This window comes from Pediococcus pentosaceus (assembly GCF_001437285.1).
Taxonomy (GTDB): domain Bacteria; phylum Bacillota; class Bacilli; order Lactobacillales; family Lactobacillaceae; genus Pediococcus; species Pediococcus pentosaceus.
Genome location: NZ_JQBF01000005.1, coordinates 1 through 17,251, shown reverse-complemented (window position 1 = coordinate 17,251; position 17,251 = coordinate 1). Strand labels below are relative to the sequence as shown.

The following is a 17,251-nucleotide window of genomic DNA, read 5'->3' as shown; positions in this document are numbered from 1 at the left end:
GTCGTCCCTACGTAGTGTATTTTTAGTACACTGCGTAGGGATTTTTTTGTCCGCTAAATTAAAAGGAGGAACTTATGAATAAGAAACTTTCAGTCCAAGAAATTATTTTAACATTACAAAAATATTGGGCAGACCAAGGATGTATGCTCATGGAAGCATATGATACAGAAAAGGGTGCCGGGACAATGAGCCCATACACATTTTTACGAGCAATTGGTCCAGAACCTTGGAATGCTGCTTATGTTGAACCATCACGTCGTCCAGCGGACGGACGTTATGGAGAAAACCCTAACCGTTTATACCAACATCACCAGTTCCAAGTAGTAATGAAACCTTCTCCTGAAAACATCCAAGAGCTTTATTTAGGTAGCTTAAAAGCCCTTGGAATTGATCCATTGGAACATGATATCCGCTTCGTTGAAGATAACTGGGAAAATCCCTCAATGGGTTGTGCCGGTGTTGGTTGGGAAGTTTGGCTTGACGGAATGGAAGTTACTCAATTTACATATTTCCAACAAGTTGGTGGTTTAGAAGTAAATCCTGTAACTAGTGAAGTTACCTATGGATTGGAACGTTTGTCATCATACATTCAAGACGTGGAATCGGTTTTCGATCTAGAATGGGGTAACGGAGTTTCATATGGTGATATTTTCAGAGAACCTGAATTTGAACATTCAAAATATTCATTTGAAGAATCTAACCAAGCAATGCTGGAAAAAATGTTTAACGATTTTGAAGCTGAAGCTAATCGTTTAATTGAAGAAGGTCTAGTACATCCAGCCTATGATTACATTCTAAAATGTAGCCATACCTTCAATTTATTAGATGCTCGAGGAACAGTTTCAGTTACAGAACGTGCTGGTTTCTTATCCCGTATTCGTAATATGGCTCGGAAGGTAGCACGGGCATTTGTGGAAGAACGTGAAAAATTAGGATTCCCATTATTAAAAAATAACGAAGAGGAGGCAAAATAATGGCACATAATTATTTACTAGAAATTGGATTGGAAGAAATTCCGGCCCATGTTGTAACTCCAAGTATCAAACAGTTAGTACAAAAAGTAACAGCCTTCTTAAAAGAAAATCGCTTAACATACGACTCAATTGATCATTTTTCAACTCCTCGTCGTTTGGCAATTCGAATCAATGGGTTAGGCGACCAACAACCTGATATTGAAGAAGATGCTAAAGGCCCTGCTCGTAAAATTGCTCAAGATGCTGATGGAAACTGGACTAAGGCTGCAATTGGCTTTACACGTGGACAAGGTCTTACGGTTGAAGATATTACTTTTAAAACAATCAAAGGTACGGACTATGTATACGTCCATAAGTTAATCAAAGGAAAGATGACTAAGGAAATCCTTACGGGGATAAAAGAAGTTGTTGAATCAATTAATTTCCCAACAATGATGAAGTGGGCTAACTTTGATTTTAAATATGTACGCCCAATTCGTTGGCTGGTTTCTATTCTAGATGAAGAAGTCCTTCCTTTTAGTATCTTAGACGTAACTGCGGGACGCCGAACAGAAGGACATCGTTTCTTAGGTGAAGCTGTCGAACTGGCTAATGCTGAAGAATATGAAGCAAAATTACACGATCAATTTGTGATTGTTGATGCCGACGAGCGTAAACAATTAATTTCAAACCAAATTAAAGCAATTGCTGAAAGCAATCGTTGGAACGTTACCCCTAATCCAGGTCTTTTAGAAGAGGTTAACAATTTGGTTGAGTGGCCAACCGCTTTTAATGGGGGATTTGATGAAAAGTATTTAGCTATTCCAGAAGAGGTATTGATAACATCAATGCGTGACCACCAACGCTTCTTCTTTGTCCGCGACCAAGCTGGAAAGCTATTGCCAAACTTCATTTCCGTACGAAATGGGAATGAAGAATTTATTGAAAATGTTGTTCGTGGAAATGAAAAAGTTTTAACTGCGCGTTTAGAAGACGCTGCTTTCTTCTACGAAGAAGATCAAAAACATGATATTAATTATTATGTTGACCGACTTAAAAAGGTTAGTTTCCATGATAAGATTGGTTCAATGTACGAAAAAATGCAACGAGTTAATTCTATTGCTAAAGTTATTGGAAACACCTTAAATCTTAATCAAACGGAACTTGATGATATCGATCGCGCTACAATGATTTATAAATTTGATTTGGTAACTGGTATGGTTGGTGAATTCTCAGAATTACAAGGGGTGATGGGTGAAAAATATGCTCAACTTAATGGTGAAAACCAAGCAGTAGCCCAAGCCATTCGCGAACATTACATGCCAAATAGCGCAGAAGGTGATTTGCCTGAAAGTGTAACGGGCGCGGTAGTCGCATTAGCTGATAAGTTTGATAACATCTTTAGTTTTTTCTCAGCTGGTATGATTCCAAGTGGTTCAAACGATCCATATGCATTACGCCGACATGCATATGGAATTGTTAGAATCTTAAATAGCCGTGATTGGCAATTAGATTTAAATCAATTCAAATCACAAGTTAAGACTGAATTAGCGGAGAATGGCACAGCGTTTGGTGTGGATGTCGATCAAAACTTTGACCAAGTACTTAACTTCTTTAATGACCGTATTAAACAATTGCTTGATCATCAAAAGATTAGTCATGATATCGTTGAAACGGTGCTTACAGGTAATAATCATGATGTTACGGAAATTATCGAAGCTGCCCAAGTACTAGCAGATGCTAAAGCGAGCTCTACATTTAAAGATGATATTGAAGCTTTAACACGAGTTCAAAGAATTGCTACAAAGAATGAAGAAAGTGGAGAACTTAATGTAGATCCACAATTATTTAATAATGCTTCTGAAGGCGAACTTTTTGATCAAATTATTAAAATTGAAGCTGCAAATAATTTGACAATGAGCCAACTATTTGCTAGATTATGCGAGTTAACTCCTGCGATTAGTAAGTACTTTGACGCAACGATGGTCATGGACAAAGACGAAAATATTAAGCGTAATCGTTTGAATATGATGAGTCGGTTAGCTAATTTAATTCTAAAAATTGGGGACCTAACTAACGTACTTGTAAAATAAAAATGTTTTTATAAGGATGATTTGGATCTGCTTAAAGTTAATAAATAAAACAAGCCATTTAGTCTAACGAGATTAAATGGCTTGTTTCTTCCTATATCTAAATTAAGTAATAAAAATGATACAGCAGCAAATTAAAATGTACAGACTTGACAAAAGTGTTAAAAACAAGGGCGTTTTAATTGATTCTATTGCTTGACTGCTGTATCATACTAACGTATGAGTTTATCTTACGAAAGCTGGTGAGAGTATGGCTGGAATGATTCCAGAAGATGTAATTGATGATGTTAGAACATCTGTTGACATCGCTGATGTTGTTGGTAGATATGTCCAGTTAAGAAAGGCGGGTAAAAACCTATTTGGTGTTTGTCCATTTCATGATGAGAAGACACCGTCTTTTTCGGTTTCGGAGAGTAAACAAATTTTTCATTGTTTTAGTTGCGGACGCGGTGGAAATGTTTTTAAATTTTTGATGGATTTAGAGAATCTTAGTTTCCCTGAGTCAGTTCGTAGAGTAGCGGAATTTGGCAATATTCCGTTAGATCAGAGTTATTTCAAGTCAACTAAAAAGTCGTCGTATACGTCTGAACAAAGTGCATTGATTGATTTATATGAGAAAGCTTCTGAGCTATTTAGTCATATTCTATTGAACACCAAATTAGGTGAAGATGCATTACAGTATTTGAAAAAACGAGGAATGACCGAGGATGATATCAAGAATTTTGATATTGGATTTGCCGCCCCGGAAGACAATCTCCTGCTAAGTTTTTTTAAAGAACATAAGATTGACCAACATTTAATGGCTGAATCAGGATTGTTTATTGAATCCGAAAATCAAACATTAAGAGATCGATTTTTTAACCGTATTATTTTTCCGATTAAAGATACAAATGGAAAAATCGTTGCATTTTCGGGCCGTAGTTTGGTTAAGGATAAGAACCATCCTAAATATTTAAATAGCCCTGAAACAAGCATTTTTAATAAAGGAAAGGTGCTTTACAATTTTTCTCAAGCTCGTTCAGAAATTATCCAACAGAAAACAGTCATATTATATGAAGGTTTTATGGATGTCATTGCTGCTCATCGAGCGGCTGTAAAGAATGGAATTGCGACGATGGGAACCAGTTTGACTGAGGATCATATTAATGCTATCAAGCGGGTGGCTGATCGCGTAATAATCTGTTTTGATGGGGATGCGCCTGGACAAAAGGCAATTGCTAGAGCAATTGAGTTATTGAGGCAATCTAGTGATTTACAAATTAGTGTGGTTTTTATTCCTGATAATTTAGATCCGGATGAGTATGTGAATCAAAGAGGGACAGCTGCATTTCAAAATTTGATGCAGCAGACTGGAGAATCAAGTACTTCATTTCTTTTGAAATATGATCGAACCGGTCTAAATCTAGCTAATGAAAATGATCAATTAGAATACTTAAAACGAGCTTTAAAACGAATTAGTAGTCTGAAAGATGCCCTAGAACAAGATTTGTATTTAAATCAATTATCAGATGAATTTAAGATTGATAAGCGTGATTTAAAAGACCAGTTAAGAGAAAGTGTAGCAGATCGAATCGCGCATGCACCCAAACAGTTTGAATTGGAAGCGTCGACGCCTCCACCTCCACCGGAGGAAATGGGAGATCAACCCGTATTCAATCAAAATATTCAAAAAAAGTTATCTAAGATAGATATTTCGGAATATCGTTTGCTAGCTCGTGCATTAAATAATCATGATGTTTGGCTAAAATTACAGAGCCTACCCAATTTTTATTTTCCAAATGAAAAGCTTGAAACAATTTATGTCTTGGCTAGTGGATATTTAGAAAAAAATCATGAATATAATGTTGCAGATTTTATGGATTATCTTAAAGAAGATGAGCTACAAGCAGTCGTTGCTGATATTGAATCAATTAACCTAAGCCCTGAATTTACTGAAGAAGAAATTCAAGATTATCTTAGCGTGATTGAAAATTTTGCTCCTTTAAGTGAACAAATTTCAAATGTTAAATCGGATTTAGATGAAGCTACTAGATTAGGTAACAAAGAATTACAACAACAACTAACTTTAAAACTTATCGCGCTATATCAAAAACAACAACAGCTTCAAAAATAATAGGGGGATCAGCATAAATGGCAAACAAAAAAACTGAAACAAAAAAGAAAAAGAGTGAAAGTATCATTTCTTCACCTGAGTTTAAAAAAGCTGTCAATCAAATCATTAAAGCTCGTAAGAGTGAAAAGAAAGTTAAATATACACAATTAACTAAAGATTTGATTACTAAGTTTAAATTAACTGACGAAGATGTTGATGATCTTATTCAACGCATTGAAGATGCTGGAATTAGTGTTGTCGATGAAAATGGTGATCCAAGTGAAAAAGCTTTGAAAGCTCAAGAAATTTCTAAGGAAGAATTAGATGATACAAAGGCTCCTGCTGGAGTAAAAATTAATGACCCAGTTCGTATGTACCTTAAGGAAATTGGTCGTGTATCACTTCTTACTGCTGATCAAGAAGTCGAATTAGCTTTAAGAATTGAAAAGGGTGATCCCCGTGCCCGTCAAGAATTAGCAGAAGCTAACCTTCGTTTGGTAGTATCAATTGCTAAACGTTATGTGGGTCGTGGAATGCAATTCCTTGATTTAATTCAAGAAGGTAACATGGGCTTGATGAAAGCTGTTGAAAAATTTGACTATCAAAAAGGATTTAAATTTTCTACGTATGCTACATGGTGGATTCGACAAGCCATTACACGTGCGATTGCCGATCAAGCGCGTACAATTCGAATTCCTGTTCACATGGTGGAAACCATCAATAAATTGATTCGAATTCAACGTCAATTGCTCCAAGATTTAGGTCGTGAACCAATGCCTGAAGAAATTGGTGCTGAAATGGATATGCCATCTGATAAAGTTCGTGAAATTCTAAAAATTGCTCAAGAACCAGTTTCATTAGAAACACCAATTGGTGAAGAAGATGACTCACATCTTGGTGATTTCATTGAAGATCAAGAAGCAACTAGTCCTGCTGACCATGCTGCATACGAATTGCTAAAGGAACAACTTGAAGGTGTTCTCGATACGCTAACTGATCGTGAAGAAAACGTACTACGTTTGCGCTTTGGATTAGATGATGGACGTACTAGAACTCTTGAAGAAGTTGGTAAAGTATTTGGAGTTACAAGAGAACGTATTCGTCAAATTGAAGCCAAAGCTTTACGTAAACTCCGCCATCCATCAAGATCAAAACAACTAAAAGATTTTCTAGATTAGTTAACCCAAGAGGTTCCGTGCAGGTCGTAGATTTGTGCAGGACCTTTTTTTGAAAGATATAACTATAATTACGAAAGATAGTAGGGGTTTATTTTATGAATTCGAATAATTTGTCACCAAGACTAAAAATAGTTGCTAGTTTAGTACCACAAGGTTCAAGAATTGCGGATATTGGATCGGATCATGCGTATCTAGCGATTAATTTAATTAAAAATAAGATTGCTAACCATGCAATAGCCGGAGAAGTCGCTCCTGGACCGCTCTCTAATTCGAAAGAAGAAATCGAAAAGAATGGAGTAGTTGATCAAATTGAAGCACGTTTAGGTGATGGATTAGCTGTTATTCAAGATACCGACACCGTCGATGTGATTTGTATTGCTGGAATGGGTGGCCAATTAATTCGAAAAATTTTAAATGACGGAAAAACAAAATTAAATGGGGTTAAGAAATTAATTCTTCAACCCAATGTCGGAGAGTTGGAATTAAGAGAATGGTTAATTAGTAATAATTTCAAAATTACCCATGAAGATATCGTGGCGGAGGACCATCACTTGTACGAAATTATCATGGCGGAACCTGGACAGATGACTTTATCCGAGAAAGAGCAAATGTTTGGACCAATTTTAATGAAAAGTCATAATGAGGTATATACACGTAAGTGGCAGCGCGAATTAAACCGGTTGAGAAAAATTGAAGCAAATCTAAATGCTCATCCTAGCCATGGACAAGCTAAACTAGACCAAGTTACTAAGCAAATTAGCGATATTGAGGAGATGTTTTCACATGTTAGCTAAAAAATTAATTGACCGTTTTGAAAGCTTCGCGCCTAAAACCATTGCTTTTACTAATGATCCTGTGGGTTTACAAATCGGAAATGTTAATAACGATATTAAACGAGTAATGGTGACTTTAGATGTTCGACCTGAAGTGGTTGACGAAGCAATTAAACAAAATTGTGATATGATTTTTTCGCACCACCCCTTGATTTTTCGACCTATTAAAAATTTAGATTTAAGCAACCCGCAAAATCAAATGTATGCTAAACTAATCCAAAATTCGATTTTGGTTTATTCAGCTCACACAAATTTGGACGTCGCTAAAGGTGGCATGAACGATTGGTTGACGGAAGCAATGGGGTTAAATCATGTCCAAATGGTGTATTCTAACCATTACGATACCAATATTGGTCGCATTGGAGTATTACCAACTCCTGTAACTGTTGAAGAATTTGCCAAAACCTTGAAAAAAATTTTTAACTTAGAGGGGTTACGCTTGGTAGCAAATGACAATAAAGCTATGGTAAAAAACGTTGCAGTTATAGGTGGTGATGGTGGTAAATTTTATCCTGAAATGCTCAAGGCGGGAGCAGATGTGTTTGTAACCGGTGATGTTTATTATCATACAGGACATGATATGTTAGCAGATGGTATTAATGTAGTCGATGTAGGACATAACGTTGAAAAAATATGTATTCCTAAATTAGCTTCCTTATTCAACGAATGGAAGGCTAATAATGATTGGGAAGTTGAAATTATAGAATCGACGGTTAATACCAATCCTTATCAATTTATCTAAAAATTGGGAGGCGATTTAAATGAATCCAGAGAAAATGACTACGGCACTTCAAGAAGCAATTAGCGAAGCACAGCAGATTGCTGTAAATCGTCAACATCAAGAAATTGGTGTGCCAGAATTATTTAAATTTTTAACACAACCAGACCAACTGGTCGGGACACTATTAACAGACTTAAAGATTGATAACAACCTTGTCCAAACCGAGTTAGACCAAGAACTTGAACAAATTAGCGTGGTTAGTGGTAGCCAGGTTAGTTACGGTCAATCGATTTCAGCAGAACTAAATCAATTATTAGTTCAAGCAGAACAACAGCGTAAAAAATTACAGGATGAGTATGTTGCAATTGATACTATTTTAATTGCTTTATTTAATTTAGATCAGAATCAGTTTAAAAAATTCCTGAATCAACAAGGTCTAACTCAAAAACAGGTTTTAGCCAAAGTAGATGAATTTCGTGGGGGTGAAAGAGTGACATCAAAGGAACAAGAAAGTGGATATAAAGCGCTAGAAAAATATGGGACAGATTTAGTTAAAAGGGCCCACAGTGAAAACCCAGATCCAGTTATTGGACGTGATGAAGAAATTTTAGAAGTTATTCGAATTTTATCGCGAAAAACAAAAAATAATCCAGTACTAATTGGTGAACCTGGTGTAGGAAAAACAGCCATTGTAGAAGGTCTAGCGCAAAGAATTGCTAAAGGTGATGTTCCTAGCAATTTAGTTGATAAAACCATTGTTTCTCTAGATATGGGTTCATTAATTGCTGGGGCTAAATATCGAGGCGACTTTGAAGAACGACTTAAAGCAGTTTTGAAGGAAGTATCAAAGTCAGATGGTCAAATTATCTTATTCATTGATGAAATTCACACGATTGTAGGAGCGGGTAAGACTGAAGGTAGTATGGATGCTGGAAATCTTTTGAAACCTATGCTAGCTCGTGGTGAACTCCATTTGATTGGTGCAACAACATTAGATGAATACCGCGAAAACATTGAAAAAGACAAGGCACTTGAGCGCCGTTTCCAACGGGTGCTGGTTAAGGAGCCTAGCATTGAGGATACTATCAGTATTTTAAGAGGTTTAAAGGAACGCTTTGAAATTCATCATGGCGTTCGTATCCATGATAATGCTCTTGTGGCAGCCGCTAAACTTTCTAGTCGTTATATTACGGATCGTTATTTACCAGATAAGGCGATTGATTTAATCGATGAAGCATCTGCAAAAATTAAAGTGGAAATGAATTCCAATCCTACTGAACTCGATCAGGTCAAACGACAGTTGATGCGTTTGCAAGTTGAAGAACGAGCACTTAAAAATGAAAGTGATGCAGAGTCAGTTAAACGTTTAAAGGACTTACAGAAAGAATTATCTGAAACCAAAGAAGAAAAAGTTAAGCTGGAATCACGTTGGTCAGCCCAAAAAGAAGAAATTAAAAAGATCAGTGATAAGAAGAATGAATTAGATAAGGCCAAGCATGACTTACAAGAAGCTGAAAGTTCTTATGATCTCGATCAAGCGGCTATTTTACAACATGGAACCATTCCAGCTTTGGAAAAAGAATTGGAACAATTAGAAAATCAATCCGAAAGTGATCATGGGGATTGGTTGGTAGAAGAATCCGTTACAGATAAAGAAATTGCCCAAACTATTAGTCAAATGACAGGCATTCCAGTTGCACGGTTGGTGGAAGGTGAACGAGAAAAACTGCTACATTTAGCTGATAAATTACACAATCGAGTAATTGGTCAAGATGAAGCCGTTCAATCCGTTTCAGATGCGGTTTTACGTTCCCGTGCGGGACTCCAGGATCCTAATCGTCCGATTGGTTCATTTCTCTTCCTTGGTCCGACAGGGGTTGGTAAGACAGAATTGTCTAAAGCTTTAGCAGAAGCGTTATTTGATTCGGAAGATAATATGGTCCGAATCGATATGTCTGAATATATGGAAAAAGAATCGGTTTCCCGTTTGGTTGGAGCTGCTCCAGGATATATTGGTTACGAAGAGGGAGGCCAATTAACCGAAGCGGTCCGGCGAAACCCATATTCCATTGTTCTATTTGATGAAATTGAAAAAGCACATCCAGAAGTGTTCAATATTCTTTTACAAGTTCTAGATGACGGTCGTTTAACAGATGGGCAAGGGCGTACGGTTAACTTTAGAAATACAATTTTAATTATGACTTCTAACTTAGGTTCAGATTTGCTATTGAAGAATCAATCAGAAAATAAAATTGATGACAACATCCGTGACCAAGTTCAAGATGTTTTGCATGGATACTTTAGACCAGAATTTTTGAATCGGATTGATGATATCATTATGTTTACTCCATTAAGTAAACAAGATGTACGCCAAATTGTGATTAAATTAATTCATAATTTATCTATACGTTTAAGCGATCAAGAAATAAGTTTAAGCATTTCGGATGATGCACAAGATTATATTGTTGAACAGGCATATGATCCAGCGTTTGGGGCTCGACCATTGCGCCGCTACATTACTAAAAATGTTGAAACTCCTTTGGCAAAAGAAATTATTAGTGGGCGTGTTCGTCCTAATTCAACAGTTAATATCGACGTTTTGAATGATCAACTGGTTTTCCAGAATAAATAAAAAAAGGATGCTATCTTTGGTAAAAATACCAAAGACTTGCATCCTTATTTTTTAGGTTTTGAAATTAGTGGGATCATGTTAGAAGTAATAAGAGCTACTACAGCTGCCACAATACCAATTTCTAATGGTGTATATGGAAGGGCATCAAGTTGTCCTCCGATATAGCCAATAACTTCACCAAAGATAAATGCCCAAAAAATAACTACGATTTGTTTCATTTCGTTTGGCCCCTTTCTGAACAACAGTAATTTTAGCACAATTACGTGGGGAAATAAATTAAACTCTATATTTTTGGAGAAGGGGAATTTATTTAGTATAATTATAAAAAACAGGAGGGGATAAGAATGGCTTTCGTGCCACTGCAAGTATTAAGTTCTTACAGTTTGTTATCTAGCCCGATTAAAATTGATGACTTAATTGCTACGGCGAAAAATCGTGGATATCAAGCGATGACCCTCACCGATCATAATACAATGTATGGAACAGTTGAATTTTATCAAGCTTGTATTAAAAACAATTTAAAGCCCATCGTGGGTTTAACGCTTTGGTTAGATAGCACGACGGGAATTGACAATCAATTTGCGCTAGTTTTAATAGCTAAGAGTGTTAAAGGTTACCGTAATTTAATGCAGATTAGTTCGGCCAAGATGACGAGTAGTACACCAAAATTTGCTTTTGATGATATTAAAGATTTGCTAGATGATTTAATCATGATTGTTCCAGCACAAAGATCAGAAATGATTGAATTGTTGGAGCGAGGGCTATCCGGTGATGCAACCGAGCTTTTAGAAAATTATCGTCAAGTTGTTGGTGATAAAGATCTTTATCTAGGAATTAATTTAAAGCAAACTAATATTATGCGTCAAACCTTGATGCAAATTGCCGAAAAACACAGTCTTGGTTGTTTACCCTTACCGAGCGTGGAATATTTAAATAGTGAAGACCATTTTGCAACTCAAGTTTTGAAGGATATTGCTTCGGGGGAAGTTATCAAGCATCCTGAAATCCTAGCAAAAGACCAAGGGAATAATTGGTTAAAACCGCGAGATGTATTTGAAAAAGAGTATCGGGATGCCGGATTGAGTGGTTTATTAGACCAACTAGATACGCTAACTAGCCAAATCGAGCTAAAAATTCCGTTTGTCCAGCCCAAATTACCAAAATTTCCCACGCCAGCTAATCAATCGGCTATTCAATATTTAAAGGAATTATGCTTTCAACAGTTAGAAAAAAGTAAAAATGCTCAAAATTTGCAATATCAGCAAAGATTGGATCGAGAGCTTAATGTCATTGAATCCATGGGTTTTGCGGACTACTTCTTAATTGTTCACGATGTGGTCCAATTTGCTCATCAAAATCACATCTTGACTGGACCGGGACGTGGTTCAGCTGCAGGCTCGTTAGTAGCTTATTTACTCAGGATTACTAGTGTGGATCCAATTGAATATGGACTGCTATTTGAACGCTTCTTAAATCCAGAACGTGCCCAAATGCCAGATATCGATTTAGATATTCCAGATGATAAAAGAGAATTGATGCTCAAATATGTCCATGATAAATATGGACATCAACATGTGGGGCAAATTATCACATTTGGTACTTTAGCAGCTAAGCAAGCCATTCGCGATGTTGCCCGTGTTTTTGGGGAAATGCCGAATAAAATTAATCAAATAAGCGCGTTAATTCCTAGTGAACTAAATATCACATTGGAGCGTGCTTTAGAAAATTCAAGTAAGTTACAAGAGTTTATAAGAACTTCCGAAAAAAATCGATTTATGTTTGAAACGGCGCGGCGCTTAGAAGGATTGCCACGTCATTACTCTACGCATGCAGCGGGAATTGTTTTAAGTGAAAATAATTTAACCGAAACCACTCCTGTTCAGGATGGAAATGAAGGAATGCTGATGAGTCAGTATTCCAAGAATTATGTTGAGCGGGTAGGGTTGTTAAAAATGGACTTTTTAGGTTTAAGAAATTTGTCATTAATGGCTAATATTTTAGATCAAGTCCATCAACTTAAACCCGATTTTGACATCGAGAACATTAATTTAAATGATACAAAGACTTTAGAACTTTTCCAACGAGGCGATACCAGTGGCATTTTTCAATTTGAATCGGCTGGTATTCGGAATGTATTGAGAAAAGTGAAACCTAATCAATTTGGTTTAGTAGTTGCGGTAAATGCGCTTTATCGTCCAGGACCAATGGAAAATATTGATCGATTTGTAAAACGAAAAGAACATCGCGAACACTATTCTTTTCCTAATGACGTTTTATCGGAAATCTTAGGTGAAACTTTCGGTATCTTAGTGTACCAAGAACAGGTTATGGAAGTTGCTTCAGCAATGGGGGGCCTGAGTTTGGGACAGGCCGATTTGTTGCGGAGAGCGATGAGTAAGAAAAAACATGATGTAATTGAACAAATGCGGACGAATTTTATTGATGGAGCATTGCAAAAGGGATATAACGCCAAGTTAGCCCAACAAGTTTATAGTTATATCGAAAATTTTGCTAATTATGGTTTTAATAAGTCACATGCCGTAGCTTATAGCAAGCTAGCTTTTCAGCTGGCTTATTTAAAAACGTACTTTCCAGGTCCTTTTTATACAGCCTTGCTTAATTCAGTTATTGGTGGTGAGGCTAAAACTAAAGAATACATTCAAGAATTGAATCGTTTAGGGATTAAAGTTAAAGCACCGGATATTAATTTGAGCCAACTACAATATGCATTTTATCAACAACAAATTATCATGGGTTTTCTATCCATTAAAGGATTAAGGCGAGATTTCATCCGTAATTTGATTGAAGAACGTCAAAGTAATGGAGAATTTAAATCAGTTGACAGTCTTTTACGTCGAATGCGGGATAAGGGTATTACAGAAGAGATTATTGAAAAACTAATCTTTTCGGGAACTCTAGATTCCTTTGGATATAACCGAGCGGAATTAGGTGACTTTTTACCTGAATTGTTGAAAGGTATTGCTTTTAGCGGGCAAAATGTGGATCTTTTTGAAAAGTTAATGCCTACGATTAAACATCGACCAGATATGGATTTGGATGAAAAGCTGGATTGGGAAGAAGAATTATTAGGAACTTACATTTCTGCGCATCCAGTTGAACGCTATGCAAACTTGATTGAACAAAATGGGTTTAAAAAAATCGATGAATTTAGTGTTGAAGCTCAAGTGACTACGATTGTATATATAAGAAGTATTCGGACGATCAGAACTAAAAAAGGAGAGTCAATGGCCTTTGCGAATATCACGGACCCTACTGGAGAAAGCGAAGCAGTTATCTTTCCAAGAATATACCAGCATGCTAAAATTTTGAGAAACAAACGAGTCCTACAATTACGAGGCAAGGTTGAGAAAAGAAACGACGGTTTACAATTAATTGTTAATGAAATTACCGCCCCTCAAAACAAACAGGTCCAAGCAGCAATTTGGAAATTAGAAGTGCCTAGCCGAAATAATTCATCAGAATTCCAAACCAAACTATTTGATATTTTCAGAAAATATCATGGGAAAGTTCCAGTTATTTTAGTTTATGAGGATACTAATGAACATAATGAGTTGTCTGAAAAATTTTATTTAAATGACAGTTCTGAAGTAAAAGAGCAATTAGCAGAATTGCTAGGAAGTCAACATATTTCGTTAATTAAAAAATAAATTTTGAATAAAGCACTTACATTCGATTAATTAAGAAAATGGTACAGACAACTGTTTTCAAAAGTGATAAAATCAACAATGAAGTTTTGAAAAAACTCAATATTTCTGTTTGAGGTGAAAAGATGAAACGTATTGGTATCATGACAAGTGGTGGGGATGCTCCAGGGATGAACTTGGCTATCCGCGCCGTTGCAAGAAAGGCCCTAAGCTCTGGTCTTGAAGCTTACGGAATTAACTACGGGTTTGCCGGTCTAGTTGCTGGTGATATCCACGAATTCAAGGCAGCAGATTTAGACGATATGGTTTCACAAGGTGGAACGATGCTTTATTCAGCTCGTTATCCTGAATTTGCACAAGAAGAAAGCCAATTGAAAGGTATTGAACAACTTAAGAAGTTCGGTATCGATGCATTGGTTGTTATCGGAGGAGACGGTTCATATCATGGTGCTCTTCGTTTGACAGAACATGGATACAACACCATTGGTCTTCCAGGAACAATCGATAATGATATTCCTTTCACTGACTTCACTATTGGTTTTGATACAGCGTTAAACACTGCAGTTGACGCGATTGATAAAATTCGCGATACTGCTAAGAGTCATCAACGGGTCTTTGCTGTCCAAGTTATGGGCCGCAATGCTGCTGATATTGCTCTTTGGGCTGGTGTTGCTTCAGGAGCAGATGCGGTTATCGCACCTGGTTTTGATTATGACGTTGAAGCAATTGCCAACAAGTTGAAAAAGAACCGTGCAAACGGTAAGGACTACGGAATTATTGTCATCGCTGAAGGTGATGCTAATTCAGATGCAGCTCCTGAATTCATTGACCAGCTTAAGCAATACGGCGATTTTGATGCACGTGCTACTGTAATTGGACATGTCCAACGTGGTGGTGTTCCAAGTGCTAAAGATCGCGTTTTAGCAAGTAAGATGGGTGCTTACGCTGTTGAGCTACTCCTTGAAGGTAAGGGTGGTTTAGCAGTTGGAATCTTAGAAAATAAGGTTCAAGCTCATAACATGCTTGACTTGTTTGATGCAAAACATCAAGCAGATGATTCACTTTACCAATTAAGTGAAGATTTATCATTCTAGAGTTCTATTAATATTTGGATAAAATGACTTAAGAAGTCTTTTATAATTTAAAATCAAGGGAGAGATTCTGTAATGAAGAAAACCAAAATCGTTTCAACACTTGGTCCTGCAAGTACTTCTGTTGACACAATTGTTAAATTAATTGAAGCCGGTGCTAATGTATTCCGCTTTAACTTTTCACATGGTGACCATGAAGAACATCTAGGTCGTTATAACATGGTTAAAGAAGCAGAAAAGATTACTGGCAAGTCAGTAGGTATTTTGCTTGATACAAAGGGTGCTGAAATCCGTACAACTCCACAAAAAGATGGTAACCAAGAATATCACACAAATGATAAGGTTCGCATCTCAATGGATGACACTTTGGAAACAACAAAAGAAAAGATTGCTGTTACATATGATGGACTTTTTGATGACGTTCATGTTGGTGGACACGTTCTTTTTGATGATGGACTTCTTGATTTTAAGATTGACGAAAAAGATGAAGAAAACCGCGAATTAGTTGCTCATGCAACTAACAATGGTGTTCTTGGATCACGTAAGGGTACAAATGCTCCTGGTGTTTCAATTAACTTACCTGGTATTACTGAAAAAGATGCTGATGATATTCGTTTTGGTCTTGAATCAATGAACATCAACTTCATCGCTGCAAGTTTCGTACGTAAGCCACAAGACGTTCTTGAAATTCGTGAATTGTTGGAAGAAAAGAACATGGAAGATGTTCAAATTTTCCCTAAGATCGAATCACAAGAAGGTATCGACAACACAGACGAAATCTTGAAAGTTTCAGATGGTATTATGATTGCTCGTGGTGACATGGGTGTTGAAATTCCAGCTGAAAATGTTCCTTTGGTACAAAAGACATTGATCAAGAAGTGTAATGCAGTTGGTTTGCCTGTTATCACAGCAACTCAAATGCTTGACTCAATGATCGAAAACCCACGTCCAACACGTGCTGAAGCTTCTGACGTTGCTAATGCTGTTTGGGATGGTACAGATGCTACTATGCTTTCTGGTGAAAGTGCTAATGGTGACTACCCTGTTGAAGCTGTTGCTACAATGGCTAAGATTGACGAAAAAGCTGAAAATGCTATGGCTGAAGACGGAAATCTTCAAATCAACACATTTGATCAAAGTGATGTTACAGAAACAATTAGTGCTGCTGTTGCTCGTGCTGCTAAGAACCTTGGTGTTAAGACTATCGTTGCTGCAACACAATCAGGTTACACAGCTCGTATGATTTCTAAGTATCGTCCAGATGCTGACATTCTTGCAATCACATTCGACGAACGTGTTCGTCGCGGTTTGATGGTTAACTGGGGTGTACACCCAATCATCGCTGACCGTCCATCAACAACTGATGAAATGTTTGAACTAGCTGCTAACAAAGCTGTAGATCTTGGTCTTGCTAAAGAAGGAGACTTGATTCTTGTTGTTGCTGGTGTTCCAGTTGGCGAAAGTGGAACAACAAACATCATGAAGTTACAACTAATTGGTTCAAAGCTTGCTTCTGGCCAAGGTGTTGGTGATGAAACAGTTATTGGTAAAGCAGTTGTTGCTACATCAGCTGATGAAGCTAACAAAAAAGCTGTTGAAGGCGGAGTACTTGTTACAAAGACAACTGACAAAGACTATCTACCAGCAATTGAAAAATCAAGTGCTTTAGTAGTTGAAAATGGTGGTTTGACATCACACGCTGCAGTAGTTGGTATTTCAATGGGAATTCCTGTTATTGTTGGTGTACAAAACGCAACTTCAATCCTTTCAGATGATGAATTGATTACAGTTGACTCACGTCGTGGTATTATCTACCATGGTGCATCAAACTCACTATAAAAATTTAATTTAAATTTTTAAACCCCAGAACATATAATGTTCTGGGGTTTTTTGTTTGGCAGAATGAAAGTTGAATTTAGACTGTTAGGGTTCTAGATTTAACTAAAAAAGGGATACTACTAATTTTGTAGTGACCCCAAAAAGTTAGACTTTTTAG

General features: G+C 36.8%; 11 protein-coding genes. 10 read left to right on the top strand and 1 reads right to left on the bottom strand.

Annotation, left to right across the window (positions count from 1 at the left end):
* The first annotated feature begins 74 nt into the window (after positions 1–74).
* From glyQ to clpB, 7 genes are all read left to right on the top strand, one after another.
* The gene (gene glyQ / locus IV86_RS06210) at positions 75–974 is read left to right on the top strand and encodes a glycine--tRNA ligase subunit alpha (RefSeq protein ID WP_023440492.1); all 900 of its coding nucleotides are present in this window, start codon (positions 75–77) and stop codon (positions 972–974) included.
* Entirely contained in the window at positions 974–3,046 is a 2,073-nt protein-coding gene (gene glyS / locus IV86_RS06205) for a glycine--tRNA ligase subunit beta (protein WP_029258038.1), read from the top strand. The genes glyQ and glyS overlap by 1 nt, the downstream gene beginning before the upstream one ends.
* A gap of 247 nt (positions 3,047–3,293) precedes the next feature.
* Positions 3,294–5,156, top strand: coding sequence for a DNA primase (gene dnaG / locus IV86_RS06200; RefSeq protein WP_002833406.1), 1,863 nt, complete (start codon positions 3,294–3,296; stop codon positions 5,154–5,156).
* Between the two features lie 17 nt (positions 5,157–5,173).
* Positions 5,174–6,313, top strand: a complete 1,140-nt coding sequence (gene rpoD / locus IV86_RS06195; RefSeq protein WP_002833405.1) for an RNA polymerase sigma factor RpoD — start codon at positions 5,174–5,176, stop codon at positions 6,311–6,313.
* Positions 6,314–6,408: 95 nt separating this feature from the next.
* Positions 6,409–7,107, top strand: a complete 699-nt coding sequence (locus IV86_RS06190; RefSeq protein ID WP_002833404.1) for a tRNA (adenine(22)-N(1))-methyltransferase — start codon at positions 6,409–6,411, stop codon at positions 7,105–7,107.
* Positions 7,097–7,888 (top strand): Nif3-like dinuclear metal center hexameric protein, encoded by a 792-nt coding sequence (locus IV86_RS06185; protein WP_002833403.1) that lies wholly within the window; start codon positions 7,097–7,099, stop codon positions 7,886–7,888. Before IV86_RS06190 ends, IV86_RS06185 begins: the two co-directional genes overlap by 11 nt.
* Positions 7,889–7,907: 19 nt before the next feature.
* Positions 7,908–10,499: an ATP-dependent chaperone ClpB gene (gene clpB, locus IV86_RS06180; protein WP_002833402.1), complete on the top strand. Its 2,592-nt coding sequence runs from the start codon at positions 7,908–7,910 to the stop codon at positions 10,497–10,499.
* 44 nt (positions 10,500–10,543) lie between these two features.
* Here clpB and IV86_RS08615 read toward each other — a convergent pair whose 3' ends face one another.
* Positions 10,544–10,717 carry a YjzD family protein gene (locus tag IV86_RS08615; protein ID WP_002833401.1) on the bottom strand — a complete coding sequence of 58 codons (174 nt, stop codon included), beginning with the start codon at positions 10,715–10,717 and terminating at the stop codon, positions 10,544–10,546.
* 126 nt (positions 10,718–10,843) lie between these two features.
* Here IV86_RS08615 and dnaE point away from each other — a divergent pair, with 126 nt between their 5' ends.
* From dnaE to pyk, 3 genes are all read left to right on the top strand, one after another.
* On the top strand, positions 10,844–14,167 hold the full coding sequence (dnaE, locus tag IV86_RS06175) for a DNA polymerase III subunit alpha (RefSeq protein WP_002833400.1): 3,324 nt from the start codon (positions 10,844–10,846) through the stop codon (positions 14,165–14,167).
* 122 nt (positions 14,168–14,289) lie between these two features.
* Positions 14,290–15,258: a 6-phosphofructokinase gene (gene pfkA / locus IV86_RS06170; RefSeq protein WP_002833399.1), complete on the top strand. Its 969-nt coding sequence runs from the start codon at positions 14,290–14,292 to the stop codon at positions 15,256–15,258.
* A gap of 72 nt (positions 15,259–15,330) precedes the next feature.
* Positions 15,331–17,094 (top strand): pyruvate kinase, encoded by a 1,764-nt coding sequence (gene pyk, locus IV86_RS06165; RefSeq protein WP_002833398.1) that lies wholly within the window; start codon positions 15,331–15,333, stop codon positions 17,092–17,094.
* Positions 17,095–17,251 lie beyond the last annotated feature (157 nt).